Source organism: Rhabdothermus arcticus (assembly GCF_055382915.1).
In genome coordinates this window covers 546,490-561,382 of the sequence record NZ_AP043808.1, presented here as the reverse complement: position 1 = coordinate 561,382, position 14,893 = coordinate 546,490, and the positions used below count along the sequence as shown (strand labels likewise).

14 protein-coding genes are annotated in these 14,893 nt (G+C 69.4%); 6 read left to right on the top strand and 8 right to left on the bottom strand.

Going from position 1 to position 14,893, the window contains the following annotated elements; translation table 11 throughout:
• Positions 1-74 precede the first annotated feature (74 nt).
• Complete coding sequence (locus ACZ48Y_RS02975) at positions 75-554, bottom strand: flavin reductase family protein (RefSeq protein ID WP_464742015.1); 480 nt, start codon at positions 552-554, stop codon at positions 75-77.
• A gap of 152 nt (positions 555-706) precedes the next feature.
• Between ACZ48Y_RS02975 and hisS the strand changes: the two genes are divergently transcribed.
• The 6 genes from hisS to asnS are packed head-to-tail and all read left to right on the top strand — an operon-like array spanning position 707 to position 7,523.
• The gene (gene hisS, locus ACZ48Y_RS02970; RefSeq protein WP_464742790.1) at positions 707-1,936 is read left to right on the top strand and encodes a histidine--tRNA ligase; all 1,230 of its coding nucleotides are present in this window, start codon (positions 707-709) and stop codon (positions 1,934-1,936) included.
• Complete coding sequence (gene aspS, locus ACZ48Y_RS02965) at positions 1,933-3,684, top strand: aspartate--tRNA ligase (RefSeq protein WP_464742013.1); 1,752 nt, start codon at positions 1,933-1,935, stop codon at positions 3,682-3,684. The genes hisS and aspS overlap by 4 nt, the downstream gene beginning before the upstream one ends.
• Positions 3,681-4,574 carry a PhzF family phenazine biosynthesis protein gene (locus tag ACZ48Y_RS02960; protein WP_464742011.1) on the top strand — a complete coding sequence of 298 codons (894 nt, stop codon included), beginning with the start codon at positions 3,681-3,683 and terminating at the stop codon, positions 4,572-4,574. The genes aspS and ACZ48Y_RS02960 overlap by 4 nt, the downstream gene beginning before the upstream one ends.
• 5 nt (positions 4,575-4,579) lie before the next feature.
• On the top strand, positions 4,580-5,374 hold the full coding sequence (locus ACZ48Y_RS02955; protein ID WP_464742788.1) for an HAD family hydrolase: 795 nt from the start codon (positions 4,580-4,582) through the stop codon (positions 5,372-5,374).
• Positions 5,371-6,171, top strand: a complete 801-nt coding sequence (locus tag ACZ48Y_RS02950; protein WP_464742009.1) for an HAD hydrolase family protein — start codon at positions 5,371-5,373, stop codon at positions 6,169-6,171. The genes ACZ48Y_RS02955 and ACZ48Y_RS02950 overlap by 4 nt, the downstream gene beginning before the upstream one ends.
• Before the next feature lie 35 nt (positions 6,172-6,206).
• Complete coding sequence (gene asnS, locus ACZ48Y_RS02945) at positions 6,207-7,523, top strand: asparagine--tRNA ligase (protein WP_464742007.1); 1,317 nt, start codon at positions 6,207-6,209, stop codon at positions 7,521-7,523.
• 32 nt (positions 7,524-7,555) lie between these two features.
• On the opposite strand, the gene pdxT is transcribed toward asnS, so the two are convergent.
• From pdxT to fsa, 7 genes are read right to left on the bottom strand one after another with little or no spacing between them, the layout of a single operon-like run.
• The gene (pdxT, locus tag ACZ48Y_RS02940) at positions 7,556-8,098 is read right to left on the bottom strand and encodes a pyridoxal 5'-phosphate synthase glutaminase subunit PdxT (RefSeq protein WP_464742786.1); all 543 of its coding nucleotides are present in this window, start codon (positions 8,096-8,098) and stop codon (positions 7,556-7,558) included.
• Between the two features lie 44 nt (positions 8,099-8,142).
• Complete coding sequence (locus tag ACZ48Y_RS02935; protein WP_464742005.1) at positions 8,143-10,185, bottom strand: heavy metal translocating P-type ATPase; 2,043 nt, start codon at positions 10,183-10,185, stop codon at positions 8,143-8,145.
• 39 nt (positions 10,186-10,224) lie between these two features.
• On the bottom strand, positions 10,225-10,584 hold the full coding sequence (locus tag ACZ48Y_RS02930; protein WP_464742784.1) for an ArsR/SmtB family transcription factor: 360 nt from the start codon (positions 10,582-10,584) through the stop codon (positions 10,225-10,227).
• The gene (pdxS, locus tag ACZ48Y_RS02925) at positions 10,584-11,468 is read right to left on the bottom strand and encodes a pyridoxal 5'-phosphate synthase lyase subunit PdxS (RefSeq protein ID WP_464742003.1); all 885 of its coding nucleotides are present in this window, start codon (positions 11,466-11,468) and stop codon (positions 10,584-10,586) included. The genes ACZ48Y_RS02930 and pdxS overlap by 1 nt, the downstream gene beginning before the upstream one ends.
• A gap of 17 nt (positions 11,469-11,485) precedes the next feature.
• Positions 11,486-12,661 carry a peptidoglycan DD-metalloendopeptidase family protein gene (locus ACZ48Y_RS02920; protein WP_464742001.1) on the bottom strand — a complete coding sequence of 392 codons (1,176 nt, stop codon included), beginning with the start codon at positions 12,659-12,661 and terminating at the stop codon, positions 11,486-11,488.
• 26 nt (positions 12,662-12,687) lie between these two features.
• The gene (rho, locus tag ACZ48Y_RS02915; RefSeq protein WP_464741999.1) at positions 12,688-13,980 is read right to left on the bottom strand and encodes a transcription termination factor Rho; all 1,293 of its coding nucleotides are present in this window, start codon (positions 13,978-13,980) and stop codon (positions 12,688-12,690) included.
• A 2-nt stretch (positions 13,981-13,982) separates the two neighbouring features.
• Positions 13,983-14,630, bottom strand: a complete 648-nt coding sequence (gene fsa / locus ACZ48Y_RS02910) for a fructose-6-phosphate aldolase (protein WP_464741997.1) — start codon at positions 14,628-14,630, stop codon at positions 13,983-13,985.
• Between the last annotated feature and the right edge of the window lie 263 nt (positions 14,631-14,893).

The following is a 14,893-nucleotide window of genomic DNA, read 5'->3' as shown; positions in this document are numbered from 1 at the left end:
GGGGTGTTCCTTGTGATTTGGTCTAGGACTACTCGTTCGTGAAATATATCACTTAACTGACCAAAAAAGGGGGGCTAGCCCCCGTAGCTCCAGCCGGTGTCCCGCAGGCAGAGCGCGGGCTGGGGTTCCCGCGCCCCGGCCTCGACCACCCGCACCAGAAAGAGGGTGTGGTCGCCCTCGCCGAGCGCGCCGACCACCTCGCCCTCCAGCCAGTACGGGGCCTCCAGAAGGACCGGGATCCCGAAGTTCGGCGAGGGCTCGGTGGGACGGCCGTTGAGCTGGCCGTTCTCGAAGCGGCTGGCTTTGAAGAAGGCCGCCGCGAGGTCCTTTTGCCCCTCTGCGAGCACGTGCAGCACGAGCCGGCGGCTTGAGGTGACCAAGGCGTGGCTCTTGGAGTCCTTGCGCACCGCCACGCTAAAGAGCGGCGGCTCGAAGGACGCCTGAGCCACCCAAGTCACCGTCGCCGCGCTGACCTCTTCCCCGTTCGCGGCGGTGAGCACGTAGACGCCGTAGTGAAACTGTTTGAAGGCCTGTTTCTTTGCGTCCAGGTTCATCAAGGATGATCTTGACCCATGCGCTGTGGATTTGTGAAGGGGTGGACGCCTAAGAGTTCGTGAAATGCTTCACGCGTCCGGTTTGCCAGCCCACCGTCCCAGGTTGTAGGCTCGGGAGCGTGATTAAGGCCGTTCGCGGGACCCGCGACCTCATGGGCGAGGTGCTTCGCTACCATCGCTGGATCGTCGAGAAGGGACGGGCCCACCTGGCGTCCGCCGGGGCCGAGGAGATCGAAACTCCGATCTTCGAGGAGGCCGCGGTCTTCGAAAAGGGGGTCGGGGCCGCCACCGACATCGTGCAAAAGGAGATGTACGCCTTCGAGGACCGCGGGGGGCGCCGGCTGGTGCTGCGGCCCGAGGGGACCGCGGGGGTCATGCGTGCCTTCCTGGAACACGGCATGCGGGTCCGCCCGAGCCCGGTCAAGCTCTACTACGCCGGTCCGATGTTCCGCGCCGAGCGGCCGCAAAAGGGCCGCCACCGCCAGTTCTACCAGCTGGGCTACGAGGCGGTGGGGCTGGCCGAGCCCGCGGTCGACGCGGAGGCAATCGCGTTGATGATGGCGATCCTCGAGGACCTGGGCCTCAGGCGCCTGGCTTTGAAGCTCGGCTCGGTCGGCGACCCTGAGGACCGCGCCCGCTACAACGCCTACCTCAAGGACCTCCTCGCCCCCCACGCCGAGCGGCTGAGCCTTGAGTCCCAGGAGCGGCTTTCGCGAAACCCTTTGCGCATCCTCGATTCCAAGGCCGAGGAGGACCAGGCCCTCCTCCGCGAGCTCGACCCGAAGCCGTTGCTGGCGTTCTTGAGCCCCGAGGCCCGGGCGCACTTCGAGGCGGTCCAAGCCATGCTCGACGCGCTCGGCGTGGCGTACGAGGTGGACACCCGGCTGGTGCGGGGGCTCGATTACTACGTGCGCACCGCGTTCGAGGTGCACCACGAGGGGCTCGGCGCCCAGTCCGCCCTCGGCGGCGGCGGGCGCTACGACGGGCTCACCGAGCTCCTCGGCGGCCCCCGCCTCCCCGGGGTAGGCTGGGCCCTCGGGGTGGACCGGGTGGCCCTGGCCCTGGAGGCCGAGGGCCTGCCGCCACCGGCCCCGCGGCCCCTCGACCTCTACCTCCTGCCGCTCGACGCCGCCGCGGTCGCCGAGGCCCTGGCCCTGGCCCACGCGCTCCGGCCGCGCCACCGGGTGGAGCTCGCCTACCTCCCCAGACGGCCGGGCAAGGGAATCCGCGAGGCGGAGAAACGCGGCGCCCGGTTCGTGGGTTTTCTCGGGGAAGGCGAGCGCCAAGCGGGTACGATCACCCTGAAGGACCTGTTGCGAGGCACGCAGGTCGAGATCGAGCGCGACCGCCTCGCGTCGTGGCTGGAGGCGAACGAAGCGTGAAACGAACCCACTACTGCGGCAACGTGAGCAAGGCGGACATCGGCAAGACCGTGGTCCTCGAGGGCTGGGTCAACCGCCGCCGGGACCTCGGGGGCCTGATCTTTTTGGACCTCAGGGACCGCGAGGGGTTGGTGCAGGCGGTGGTGGACCCCGAAAGCCCGGCCTTTTCCACCGCCGAGGCGGTCCGCCCGGAGTACGTGGTCCGCCTCGAGGGCACCGTGCGCGCCCGCCCCGAGGAGCAGGTCAACCCCCGGCTCAAGACCGGGGAGGTCGAGGTCGCGGTCACCGCGCTCGAGGTCCTCTCCGAGGCCAAGACCCCGCCCTTTCCGGTCGACGCTGGCTGGCGTGGGGAGCCCGACCCCGAGGTCAACGAGGAGCTGCGGCTCAAGTACCGCTACCTGGACCTGCGGCGCAAGCCGATGCTCGAGCGCTTGCGGCTGCGCCACCGGGTAGAACGGGCGATCTGGGACTTTTTGGACCGGGAGGGGTTCTTCTACGTCGAAACCCCCCACCTCACCAAGAGCACCCCGGAAGGGGCACGGGACTTCCTCGTCCCCTCGCGGCTCGAGCCCGGGAAGTTCTTCGCCCTCCCCCAGTCACCCCAGCTCTTCAAGCAGATGCTGATGGTCGCCGGGGTGGACCGCTACTTCCAGCTGGCGCGCTGCTTTCGCGACGAGGACCTGCGCAAGGACCGCCAGCCGGAGTTCACCCAGCTCGACCTCGAGCTCAGCTTCGTCGAGCCCGAGGACATCTACGACTTGAACGAGCGGCTTTTGGCCCACGTCTTCGAGGTGGCCCTTGGGGTCGAGATCCCCCGCCCCTTTCCCCGCCTCCCCTACCGCGAGGCGATGGAGCGCTTTGGGTCGGATAAGCCCGACGTGCGCTTTGGCCTCGAGATCCAGCCCGCGGACGCGCTCTTTGCCGGCGGCGCCTTTCGGGCCTTCGCGGGGGTCCTTGAAGCCGGGGGCACGGTGCGCGCGCTCGTCGCCCCGGCCCTCCTTTCCCGTAAACAGCTCCAGGCCCTGGAGGAGACCGCCAAGCGCCACGGGGCCAAGGGGCTGGCCTGGGCGCGGGTCGAGGAGGGGGGGCTAGCCGGGGGGATCGCCAAGTTCCTCCCCGAGAACGCGGCGAAGCAGCTCGGGGCCAGCCCGGGGAGCACGCTGCTCTTCGTCGCCGACCGTTGGGAGGTGGCCCTCTCCGCGCTCGGCGCGGTGCGCCTTTCGCTCGCCGACGTCCTGGCGATCCCCCGCGAGGGCTGGGCCTTCCTCTGGGTGGTGGACTTCCCGCTCCTTGAGTGGGACGACGAGGCCGAGGGCTGGACCTACATGCACCACCCCTTCACCATGCCCCACCCCGACGACCTCCCCCTCCTCGATCGGGATCCCGGAAAGGTCCGGGCCCTGGCCTACGACCTGGTGCTGAACGGGGTCGAGATCGGCGGGGGCTCGATCCGCATCCACCGCACGGACCTGCAACGGAAGATGTTCGAGGTGCTTGGAATCGCGCCCGAAGAGGCCGAGGCGAAGTTCGGCTTCTTCCTCGAGGCCCTGACCTACGGCGCCCCGCCCCACGGCGGCATCGCCTGGGGGCTGGACCGGCTGCTCGCGCTGATGACCGAGAGCCCCTCGATCCGCGAGGTCATTCCCTTCCCCAAGAACAAGGCCGGACGCGACCCCCTAACCGGCGCCCCGAGCCCGGTCTCCGAGGCCCAGCTCGCCGAGCTGGGGCTGAAGGTGGTGAAAGAATGAAGGTGCCCTACCTGCTCGTCGACGCCTTCACCGAGGTCCCCGGGACCGGGAACCGGGTCGGACTGGTCCTCGACGCCCGGGGGCTCGGCAGCGAGGACCTGGCACGCGTCGCGCGCAAGCTGGGCACGAAGGAGACCGCCTTCGTGGTCAACGAGGCCCAGGACCACTTCGAGGTGCGCTTTTTTACGCCGGAAAAGGAGATCGAGTTCGCCGGCGCGGCGGCGATCGCGTTGGGCCTGACCCTGGTGCGCGAGGGGCGGGCAAAGATGAGCGAGCGGCTGTTCTTGCGCACCCCCGCGGACACCCTGCCCCTCAAGGTGCGCTACGAGGACGGGGTCCCCCGGGAGGTCGAGCTGCGCGAACCCGCGCCGCGCTTTCGCGAACCCCCCACCTACGACCGGCTCAGGGCTTTCCTCAACGCGCTCGGCGGGGACGAGCGCTATTTGCACCGGGGCCTTCCGGTGGGCGTCGCCTACACCGGGCTCTGGTCGCTCTTCGTTCCCCTGGTGGCGCCGGGGATGGTGGACACGCTGGAGCCCGACATGGCGACGCTCACCGAGCTGATGCGGGCCGAAGGGCTGCACACCCTCCACCCCTACACGCCGATGGGCCCCCGCACCTACTACGCCCGCGACTTCGCCCCCACCCTGGGCATCCCCGAGGACCCGGTGACCGGCAGCGCCAACGGGGCGCTCGGCGCCCTCTTGGCCCGGGCCGGGGTCGTGCCCAAGCGCCAGGGCGAGGTGGTGATCACCGTGCTGCAGGGGCACCACCTCGGCGTCCCCGGCGAGGTCAAGGTGCGGGTGGAGTACGCGGCGACCGGGGACCCCTACGCGGTCTTCGTCGCAGGCCGGGCGGTGGAGGCCGACCGGGGGGTCGTCACCCTTTGATCCGAGTGGTCTTCATCGACGCCGACGGCACCCTGGTGGGCAAGGACGGGGTGCCGGAGTGCGTCTGGCCGGCCATCGAGGCGGCCCGCAGGAAGGGGCTTCGGCTGGTGCTGATCACCGGCCGCTTGGGTGAGGGCGAGACCCTGGCCCTGGCCCACCGCCTTGACCCCGAGGGCTGCCACGTCTTCCAGTCGGGAGCCGTCATCCACTGCGCGGGGAGGACCGCCCAGGCCTTCCTCCTGCCCCAGACCCCCTACCACCGGGCGGTGGACCTCTCCCGCCAGGCGGCGGTGGCGCTCGAAGCCTACGCCGCCGGGGGCGGCTTCTTCGTCGAGCGGGACGCCGGGGTCCTGCAGGCCCACGAGGCGCTGCTCGGCCTTAGGGCGAACCATCGCGACCTTCAGGCGGTCTTCTTCGAAGCGCCGATCGTGCGCGCGCAGTTCGTCGTTGAGGCAGAGCGCTGGGAGGCCCTTAGGCACGAGGTGGCGGCGCTCGGCCTGGCGCTGCACGAGGCGACGAGCCCGCGCACCCCGGGCGTGGTCTACGCCTCGCTGACCGCCCCGGGGGTGGGCAAGAAGGCCGCCGCCGCCTGGGTGCTCCGGCGCTTTGGCATGGACTTCGAGGACGCGGCCGCGATCGGGGACGGCAAGAACGACCTGGCGCTGATTCGCGCGGCGGGCCTGGGGGTGGCGATGGCGAACGCCCCCGAGGAGGTCCGCCGGGCCGCGGACCGCGTCGCCCCGCCTCCGGAGGCCTGCGGACTGGCCGAAGCGTTGCGTTGGATCATGGAGCAAGCATGAGGCCCAAGGCACTGGTCGCGCTGGATCTGGACGGGACCCTCCTCGAGGAGGGCCGCTTTCACCCCGAGGCCCTGGCCGCGATCCGGGCGCTGAAGGAAGCGGGCTACGCCCTCGCGGTGAACACCGGAAGGCTAGGGGCGGGGTTTGCCCTCGAAGCCGCCCGGCGGCTCGACGAAACGGGCCCCCACGCCTTTTCCGACGGCGGCCTGATCGCCGACGCCACGGGGCAACCGCTCGCCGTCCACCCCTTCCCCAAAGCCGCGACCGAGCGCATCTACCGGATCCTCCGGATCCACCGCCCCCCGGCGGACATCCTCACCGCGAGCCGGGTCCGGCTGCACCTGCCCGAGGCCCCGCCCCCGGCGCTGGAGGAGCACGTGGCCCGGACCGGGACCCCCTCCTTCCCGGCGCCCCCGGAGGCGCTCCTTCGCCACCCGCCGCTCACCGTCTGGCTCGCGGGGATCCCCGAGGCCCTCTGGGCAAGCATCCAAAACGAGCTCGACGGCGACCTCGCCGCCGAGGTGCACGGCCCCGTGGAGGGGCGGCTCTACGTGGGGCTTCGCCCCGCTGACCGGGACAAGGGCACCGCGCTGCTCGCGCTTGCAGACCGCCTCGGCCTTCCCCGGGAACGGACCGCGATGGTGGGCGACGGCCTGAACGATGTGGCCGCGCTCGCCGTCGCCGGGCTTGGCATCGCGGTGCCCAACGCCGTCCCCGAGGCCAAGGCCGCGGCCGACGTGGTGGCGGAAGAAGGGCTCCGCGCCGCCGTGGAGGCCATCCGGACGCGGTTTGGCTAGAGCGAGGCACCGCGGCAGCCGAGTAAACTGGCCCCATGCGCCGAGCCTTCATCGAGGAGATCGACCGCTACGAAGGGGAAGACGTCACGCTTTTGGGCTGGCTCTTTAACCGTCGCTCGAAAGGTAAGATCCATTTTCTGATCCTCCGCGACGGAACCGGGTTCTTGCAGGCCACGGTCTTCAAGGGGAACGTCGACGAGGCGACCTTCAAGCTGGCCGATCACCTGCCCCAGGAGACCGCCCTCGAGGTCCGAGGCCGGGTCAAGGCGGACCCCCGGGCCCCGGGCGGGTACGAGCTGGAGGTCACCGGCCTGCAGGTGATCTCCACCCCGCTGGAGGAGTACCCGATCACCAAGAAGGACCACGGGATCGACTTCCTCCTCGACCACCGCCACCTCTGGCTGCGTCACCGCCGGCCCTGGGCGACGATGCGCATCCGCGACGAGCTCGAGCGCGCGACCCACGACTTCTTCGCCGAGCGGCACTTCCTGCGCTTCGACGCCCCGATCCTCACCCCCAGCGCGGTCGAGGGCACGACCGAGCTCTTCGAGGTCGAGCTCTTCGACGGCGAAAAGGCCTACCTCTCCCAGTCCGGCCAGCTCTACGCCGAGGCCGGCGCCCTGGCCTACGGCCGGGTCTACACCTTCGGCCCCACCTTCCGGGCCGAGCGCAGCAAGACCCGGCGCCACCTGCTCGAGTTCTGGATGATCGAGCCCGAGGCGGCCTTCATGACCCACGAGGAGAACATCGCCCTGCAGGAGGCCTACGTCAGCACCCTGGTGGCCCGGGTGCTGGAGCATCGCTCGCGGGAGCTCGAGGTGCTGGGTCGCGATCCCAAAGCCCTGGAACCCGCGGCCGAGGGCAACTACCCGCGCCTGACCTACAAGGAAGCGATCGCGCTCTTGAAACGAATCGCCGACAAGGAGGGGATCGAACCCATCCCTTACGGCGAGGACTTCGGCGCCCCCCACGAGGCCGCGCTAAGCCGCCAGTTCGACCGCCCGGTCTTCATCGAGCGCTACCCAGCCGCGATCAAGGCCTTTTACATGCAGCCGGATCCGGAAGATCCCGAGCTGGTCCTCAACGACGACCTCTTGGCCCCGGAGGGCTACGGCGAGATCATCGGGGGGTCCGAGCGCATCTGGGACCATGAGCTCTTGCGCCGGCGCATCCAAGAGCGTGGCCTGCCCGAGGCGGTCTACGACTGGTACCTGGACCTGAGGAAGTTCGGCAGCGTGCCCCACGCGGGGTTCGGGCTGGGGCTCGAGCGCACCGTGGCCTGGATCGCCGGCCTCGCCCACGTCCGCGAGGCCATCCCCTTCCCCCGCACCTACACCCGGCTCCGGCCCTAGGGCCGGAGCCGCCCCTGTGACCCGAGGAACGGCTAGCTGCTCGTGAAGGTTTTCACCCTAGCCAGGCGTTCGGCGAAGAAGCGGTGGACCCGGGGATCCTCGGTCAGTTCGGGGTGGAAGGTCGTCGCCATCATCCGCTCCTCGAGGACGAAGACCGGGTCCGCGCCGTAGCGCGCGAGCACCCGCACCCCCTCCCCGACGCGTACGATCCGCGGCGCGCGGATGAACACGGCGTGAAAGGGCTGCGAAAAGCCCTCGATGGCCAGGTCGGTCTCGAACGAGGCCACCTGCCGGCCGTAGGCGTTGCGCTCGATCGCCACGTCCATCAAGCCCAGCCGCGGCTGGTCGGGGTAGCCGACGACCTCCCGCGCCAGCCAGATCGCCCCCGCGCAGGTGCCCCAAAGCGCCAGGCGCCCTTGCGCATAGAGGTCCCGAACCGCAGCCTCGATCCCGTACTCCCGGGCCAGCTTGCCGATCGTGGTGGACTCGCCTCCGGGAATCACCAGGCCCGAGATGCCCTCGAGGGCCTCCGGCCGACGCACCCGCCGGGTGGGGATCCCGAGGCGGGCGAACATCTTCTCGTGCTCGCGCACGTCGCCTTGCAAGGCCAACACGCCAATCACGGGCTCATCTTAAAGCGCAGCAGACGCAGGCTGTTCAAGGTCACCAGCACCGTCGCCCCGGTGTCCGAAAGCACCGCGGGCCAAAGTCCCGTCAGGCCCAACAACGTGGTGACCAAAAAGACGGCCTTCAACCCGAGGGCAAAGGCGATGTTCTCGATCATCGTGCGCCGCCCGCGCAGCGCAAGCACGTGCATCTCGGCCAACCCCCGCAAGTCGTCGCGCAAGATGACCGCCTCAGCACTGTCCAGCGCCGCCTGCGCCCCCTCACCCATGGCCACGCCGACGTCCGCCGCGGCCAGTGCCGGGGCGTCGTTGACCCCGTCCCCGACCATCGCCACCGGGCCCGAGGCCCGCAGTTCGCGGATGCGCCGCAGCTTGTCCTGGGGAAGGAGCTCGGCCTCAACCTCGGAGGCATCCAGCCCGACCGCTCGCGCCAGGCGCAGGGCCGCGCCCCGCCGGTCCCCGGTGAGCAACCGCAGGCCGAGCCCCCGGGAACGCAACAAGGCGATGACGTGGGGCGCCTCGGGTCGCGGCGCGTCCTCGAACAGAAAGCGCGCAAGGACCCGTTCGCCCTCGACCAGCAACGCGACGGTGGCCTCCTCCGAAGCCGCCTCGCCGAGCGCGCTGGGGTTCACCAAGCCAAAGCGTCGTCCTTCGATCGTGGCGAAGACGCCGACGCCCGGTTGGACCTCATGCGCTTCGGCGGGCTTGGGCGTCACCCCGCGCGCCTCGGCCGCGCGCCGCACCGCCTGGGCCAGGGGGTGCTCGCTCGCTGCCTCGACGCCGGCGGCAATGGCCAGCGCCGCTTCCTCGTCCACGACCACGGGGACCACCTGCACCAGGCGGGGCCGGCCCCGGGTCAGGGTTCCGGTCTTGTCAAAGACCACGGTGCGCACTCGGCTCAGCACTTCCAGGGCGGCGGCGCTTTTGAAGAGCAGCCCCGAACGGGCGCCACGCGCAATCGCCGAAGCCGAGGCCGCCGGAACGGAGAGCACCAGCGCGCAGGGGCAGCCGATCAACAAGAGCGCCAGCGCCTTGTAGAGCCAAGGCAGCAAGGGCGCGCCGAAGAGCGGGGGAAGGGTGGCGGTCGTCAACGCCACGACCAAGACGCCGGGCGTGTAGTAGCGGCTGAAGCGATCGATGAAGCGCTCGGTGGGGCCGCGCTCCATGAGCGCCGCTTCGGCCAGCCGGGTGATCTCGGCCAAAAGGCCCGCTTCCACGCCAGCGGTGACCTCGACGAGGAGCCCTCCCGAGACCACGCGGCTGCCGCCGAAGACGCGATCCCCTGGACGCTTCAACACCGGAACCGACTCCCCGCTCAAGAACGCCTCGTCCACCTCCGCCTGGCCTTCGATCACCCGGCCGTCCGCGGGCACCCTGGCCCCGTGGGCCACCTTGACCCGGTCCCCGGGTCGCAAGGCCGTGACCGGAACCTCCTCGACCTGACCGCTTGGCACGACGCGCAAAGCCTTTCCCGGAAGAAGGCTGCCGAGGGATTGAATCCCGCTGCGCGCGCGCCTTGCGCTTAGCGATTCCAGGCCCTCGCCGACGAGGAAGAGCAGCACCACCAACGCGGCCTCGGCCCCCGCCCCGATGACGATGGCCCCGACGGTGGCCAGCGTCACCAGGGTGTTGATCCCAAAGGGGTTCGCGCGCCACGAGGCAAGGGCCTTGCGGGCGAGGGGATAGACCCCGACCAGCGCGGGAAGGGCAAACGCCGTCTGACCCCACCCCAGGGGTTGAGCCAGCACGGCCAGGAGCAACAGCCCCCCGGTGACACCGGCCCAGCGAAACGCCTCGGGCCAGCCCTCGTCCTCGCCTTGCTTCACCCGGTAGCCGAGGGGCGTGAGGGCCCGGTTAAGGGCGGTCTCTGGGAGCCGATCCCGGGCCACGACGCGCACCTTTCCGGTGGCGAAGCTGGCTTGAACCGCCTCAACCTCGGGGAGCTTGCGGAGAGCCTCTTCGACCTTGCGCACGCAATCGGCGCAGTCCATGTTGTCGACTTCGTAGGTCAGGACGAACCTAGGCGCCTCATCCATGCCCCCATGGTAGCTTCATTTGAATATATGTTCAAGCCTTCAGGTTTCCTCCGCGTGGGCCAACGCTTGATCCAGCATCTCCGCGACGTGCGCGTCGGCCAGCGCGTAGAACACCTGCCGTCCTTCCCGCCGTGGACGCACCAGGTTGAGATCGCGCAAGACCCGCAGCTGGTGGCTCACCGCCGAAACCGAGCCCCCTACCACGTGCGCGAGGTCACAGACGCAAAGCTCGCCCGCGGCCTCGAGCGCCTTGAGGATGGCGAAGCGCCGCGGCTCTCCCATGGCCTTCAACAGGGCCGCGGCGCGCGCCAGGACCACCGAGGATGGAAGGGCCTGGCGCGCCGCCGCCACGCGCTCGGGGTGCAGCTCGTAGACGCTGCACGTCTCCGCCCGGGCCATCACCAGCCCCGTTTGGCGAGGCGCGCTTCCTCGGGCAGCTCCTCCAGGTTGATGCCCACCATCGGCTCGCCGAGGTCCTCGCTGACCTCGGCCAGGACCTCGGGGTCGTCGTAGTGGGTGACCGCGCGCACGATCGCCCGGGCGCGCTTCTTGGGATCGCCGGACTTGAAGATCCCCGACCCCACGAAGACCCCCTCCATGCCCAGCTGCATCATCAAGGCCGCGTCCGCCGGCGTGGCCACCCCGCCCGCCGCGAAGTTGACCACGGGAAGCTTGCCGTGATCGTGCACCCAGCGCACCAGCTCCAGCGGCGCCTGAAGCTCCTTCGCCGCCGCCGGGAGCTCGTCCTCGCGCAAAGAAACCAGCCAGCGGATCTGCTTCCACATCTGCCGGGCGTGGCGCACCGCCTCGACGACGTTCCCGGTCCCCGCCTCGCCCTTGGTTCGGATCATCGCCGCGCCCTCGGCGATCCGCCTGAGGGCCTCGCCGAGGTCACGGGCGCCGTTGACGAAGGGTACCTTGAAGCGCCACTTGTCGATGTGGTGCTCCTCGTCCGCGGGGGTGAGGACCTCGGACTCGTCGATGAAGTCCACCCCCAGGGCCTCGAGGATCTGGGCCTCGACGAAGTGACCGATGCGCACCTTGGCCATGACCGGGATGCTGACCGCGGCCATGATCTCCTTGATCTTCTTGGGGTCCGCCATCCGGGCCACGCCGCCCTGGGCGCGGATGTCCGCGGGTACCCGCTCGAGGGCCATCACCGCGACTGCCCCCGCCTCCTCGGCGATCGCGGCCTGCTCGGCGGTGGTCACGTCCATGATGACCCCGCCCTTGAACATCTCCGCGAACCCTGTCTTGACGCGTACCGTTCCGGTGGTCTCCATGCAGGCCTCCTTTGGGCTTATTTCGGTAGGTAGCTCATGGGGTTGACCGAACGTCCCCCCACCCGGACCTCGAAGTGCAGGTGCACGCCGAAGGCCCCCTTGCCGGAAGCCCCGACGTAACCGATCACCTGGCCGCGCTTGACGTACTGCCCCGAACGCACCGCAAGGCGCAGCATGTGGGCGTAGCGGGTCTCCACGCCGTTGCCGTGGTCGATGCGCACGTAGCGCCCGTAGTAGTAGCCCCACCCAGCGAAGATGACCCGGCCTTCCTTGGCCGCGTAGACCGGGGTACCGGCGGGGGCCGCGAGGTCGATGCCGTGATGGAAGTTGGACCCCGCCACCCAGATGCGCCGGTAGCCGTAGTAGCTGGTAATGCGAAACCGCTTTAGGGGCCACTGGAACCCCTTCAAGGACGCCCCCGCCCGGTAGGCGACGCGCCGCAGCTGGGCCCGCCGCCGAGCCGCCGCCTCCCGCAAGCGGCGCGCCCGCTCGGCGGCCCTGCGCCGCTCCTCGACGCGCTTTTGCTCAAGCTCGGCGTAAACGTCCTTGGCCAGGGCGCCGGGAAGGAGGACGAAGTCCCCAGCCTTGAGGGCCAACGGTCCCTCGACGCGGTTGATGCGAACCAGCTCGCCGAGGTCGTAGCCGTAGCGCCGGGCGACGTCGAAGAGGGTCTCGCCGGGGCCGAGCGCGACCACCCGCCCCCTGACCGCGGTTGGGATCAACAACGTGTCGCCCACCCGCACGTGATCCAGGCTGGTCAGGGTGGGGTTCGCCGAGACCAGCTCCAGGAGGCTCAAGCCGAACTTCTTGGCCACGGTCTCGAGCGTCTCGCCAGGGCGCAGCCGGTAGGCGAAGACCCCGGGTGGAAGCCTGGGGGCGTCCTCCTTCGCGTGGGCGAAGGGGATGACCAACGGCTGACCCGGCTGAAGGCGCGTAGTGCGCAGCTTTGAAGCCTTCTTGATCGCCTCCACGCTGGTGCCGTAGGCCTCGGCCAAAAAGGCCAGGGACTCCCCCGGGCGCACGGTATGCAAGACCGCCCCCGAGCGGAGATCGGGGACGACGGCGCCAGCAGTGGCGGTGAGCACGACTTCCGGGGCGCTTTGCTCAACGGCGGCCTGCTGGAAGATCGCTTCCGGTGAGAAGGGTACCACGAAGCCCGCCGCCATGAGCCAGAGCGCCCCAATCCGTCTCATCCTCGCATCTCCCCCCGGGAGTATACCTAGCGCGCCGCCAAGGTCGCAAGAAACTCCTTGTTGGACTTGGTTTTCGCCAGCCGACCGAGGAGCATCTCCATCGCCTCGGCGGGGTCCATGTCGGCGAGCACCTTGCGCAGCAGCCACATCTTGTGGATGACCTCCTCACCGAGGAGGAGCTCCTCGCGGCGGGTGCCGGACTTCAAGATGTCGATCGCGGGGAAGATCCGGCGCTCCTCCAACCGCCGGGAGAGGTGCAGCTCCATGTTCCCGGTGCCCTTGAACTCCTCGAAGATCACGTCGTCCATGCGGCTGCCGGTCTCCACCAGGGCGGTAGCCAGGATCGTCAGGGAGCCGCCCCCGCGGATGTTGCGGGCGGCGCCGAGGAACTTCTTCGGGAAGTGCAGCGCCGCGGAGTCGAGGCCCCCGGAGAGGGTGCGCCCGGTCGGGGGGGTGACCAGGTTGTTGGCCCGCGCCAGGCGGGTGATCGAGTCCAGCAGGATCATCACGTGGTCGCCCTCTTCCACAATTCGCTTGGCCCGCTCGTGGACGAACTCGGCGACGCGGATGTGGTTTTGCGGCGGCTCGTCGAAGGTGCTGGCGATGACCTCGACCCCCTCGACCTCCTCGCGGAAGTCGGTAACCTCCTCGGGGCGCTCGTCGATCAAGAGAACGATGACCTTGATGTCCGGCTCGTTCTTGACCACCGCCTTGGCGATCTTCTTGAGGAGGGTGGTCTTACCGGCCTTCGGCGGGGCCACGATCAACCCGCGCTGCCCCCGCCCGATCGGCGCCAGGAGGTCGATGACCCGGGTGGCCAGCTCGTCGGGGGTGGTTTCCAGCTGGATGCGCTGGTCGGGGAACTGGGGGACCAGCTCATCGAACTTGGGGCGCTTCTTGGCGGTCTCCGGATCCATCCCGTTGACCGCCTCCACCCGGATCAGGGTGCCGTAGCGCTCGTTCTCGCGGGGTGGGCGAGCGCGGCCCACGACGTAGTCACCGCTGCGCAGCTGGAACTGCTTGATCAACCCCGCGGAGACGATGACGCTGCGCGAGTCCAGGTTGTAGATGTTGTCCTGCAAGAAGCCGTAGCCGTCGGGGCTGATCTCGAGGTACCCCCGGGCGAGCTGGGTGCCCTCGTCGGCCGCGCCCTTCTCCAGGAGGGCCATCACCAGCTCGTCCTTTTTCATCTTGCGGTAGTTGGGGATCTCGAGCTTGGAGGCCAAAAGGTGGAGTTCGGGAAGGATCTTCTTGGACAGCTCAGGGAAGGAGAGCTCGGACTTGGCCGGGCTGCTCGTTTGGGGTTGCCGTTTTGCCATCTTCATCGCTCCATAGCGCTGCGCCAGTCGGCGAGGAAACGCTCGATGCCGATATCGGTCAACGGGTGCTTGACGAGCTGCTTCATGACCTTATAGGGAACGGTGGCGATGTCTGCGCCGGCCTTCGCCGCCGCAACCACGTGGCGGGGATGGCGGATGCTGGCGGCGATGATCCGGGTGTCGAGGTCGTGCAGGGCGAAGATTTCGGCGATCTCGCGGACCAGGGCCACCCCGTCCCAGCCGATGTCATCGATCCTGCCGAGAAAGGGGCTGACGTAAGCGGCGCCGGCCCTTGCGGCGAGCAGGGCCTGAGGGACGGAGAAGACCAGGGTGACGTTGACCGGGATGCCCTCGCTGGAGAGGGCGCGCGTGGCCTTGAGCCCTTCCTCGGTCATCGGCACCTTGATCACCACGTGCCCGGAGATGCGCGCGAGGTCGTGGCCCTCGGCGATCATCCCCTCGGCGTCGGTGGCGATGACCTCCGCAGAAACCGGTCCCTTGACGATCTCCACGATCTCCGCCACGGTGGCCTTGAAGTCCCGGCCCTCCTTGGCGATCAAGCTGGGGTTGGTGGTGACGCCGCTCAGGACGCCCCAACCGGCTACCTCCCGGATCTGATCGATGTTTGCGGTGTCTAGATAGAGTTCCATAATGCCTCTCTTGTTCCTGGGGGATTCGGCCCGACCGGTTTGACGCCATTTTCCGCGTTTTGCTAGGATTTGGGCAACCGTCGGACGGCCGGGATTCATTATAGCCCGGATACCCCGGCGGTGTAAAGGCGAGGATGGGGAGAGTAGCCCTCGCGATGGGCCCAGAGCGAGCCCGGGACGGTGGAAGCCGGGCGGCCCGGCGGGGGTGAAGATCACCCCGGAGCCGCGGGAGGAAAGGGCAAGGCCCGAGTAATGCCCGCCGG

Bases quoted from the DNA above. Each gene is read 5' to 3' on its own strand.
- ACZ48Y_RS02930 (WP_464742784.1), bottom strand. From the start codon at position 10,584: ATGGCCCGGGCGGAGACGTGCAGCGTCTACGAGCTGCACCCCGAGCGC.
- ACZ48Y_RS02975 (WP_464742015.1), bottom strand. From the start codon at position 554: ATGAACCTGGACGCAAAGAAACAGGCCTTCAAACAGTTTCACTACGGC.
- ACZ48Y_RS02935 (WP_464742005.1), bottom strand. From the start codon at position 10,185: ATGGATGAGGCGCCTAGGTTCGTCCTGACCTACGAAGTCGACAACATG.
- ACZ48Y_RS02920 (WP_464742001.1), bottom strand. From the start codon at position 12,661: ATGAGACGGATTGGGGCGCTCTGGCTCATGGCGGCGGGCTTCGTGGTA.
- ACZ48Y_RS02950 (WP_464742009.1), top strand. From the start codon at position 5,371: ATGAGGCCCAAGGCACTGGTCGCGCTGGATCTGGACGGGACCCTCCTC.
- asnS (WP_464742007.1), top strand. From the start codon at position 6,207: ATGCGCCGAGCCTTCATCGAGGAGATCGACCGCTACGAAGGGGAAGAC.
- pdxS (WP_464742003.1), bottom strand. From the start codon at position 11,468: ATGGAGACCACCGGAACGGTACGCGTCAAGACAGGGTTCGCGGAGATG.
- ACZ48Y_RS02960 (WP_464742011.1), top strand. From the start codon at position 3,681: ATGAAGGTGCCCTACCTGCTCGTCGACGCCTTCACCGAGGTCCCCGGG.
- rho (WP_464741999.1), bottom strand. From the start codon at position 13,980: ATGGCAAAACGGCAACCCCAAACGAGCAGCCCGGCCAAGTCCGAGCTC.
- pdxT (WP_464742786.1), bottom strand. From the start codon at position 8,098: ATGTTCGCCCGCCTCGGGATCCCCACCCGGCGGGTGCGTCGGCCGGAG.
- fsa (WP_464741997.1), bottom strand. From the start codon at position 14,630: ATGGAACTCTATCTAGACACCGCAAACATCGATCAGATCCGGGAGGTA.
- hisS (WP_464742790.1), top strand. From the start codon at position 707: ATGGGCGAGGTGCTTCGCTACCATCGCTGGATCGTCGAGAAGGGACGG.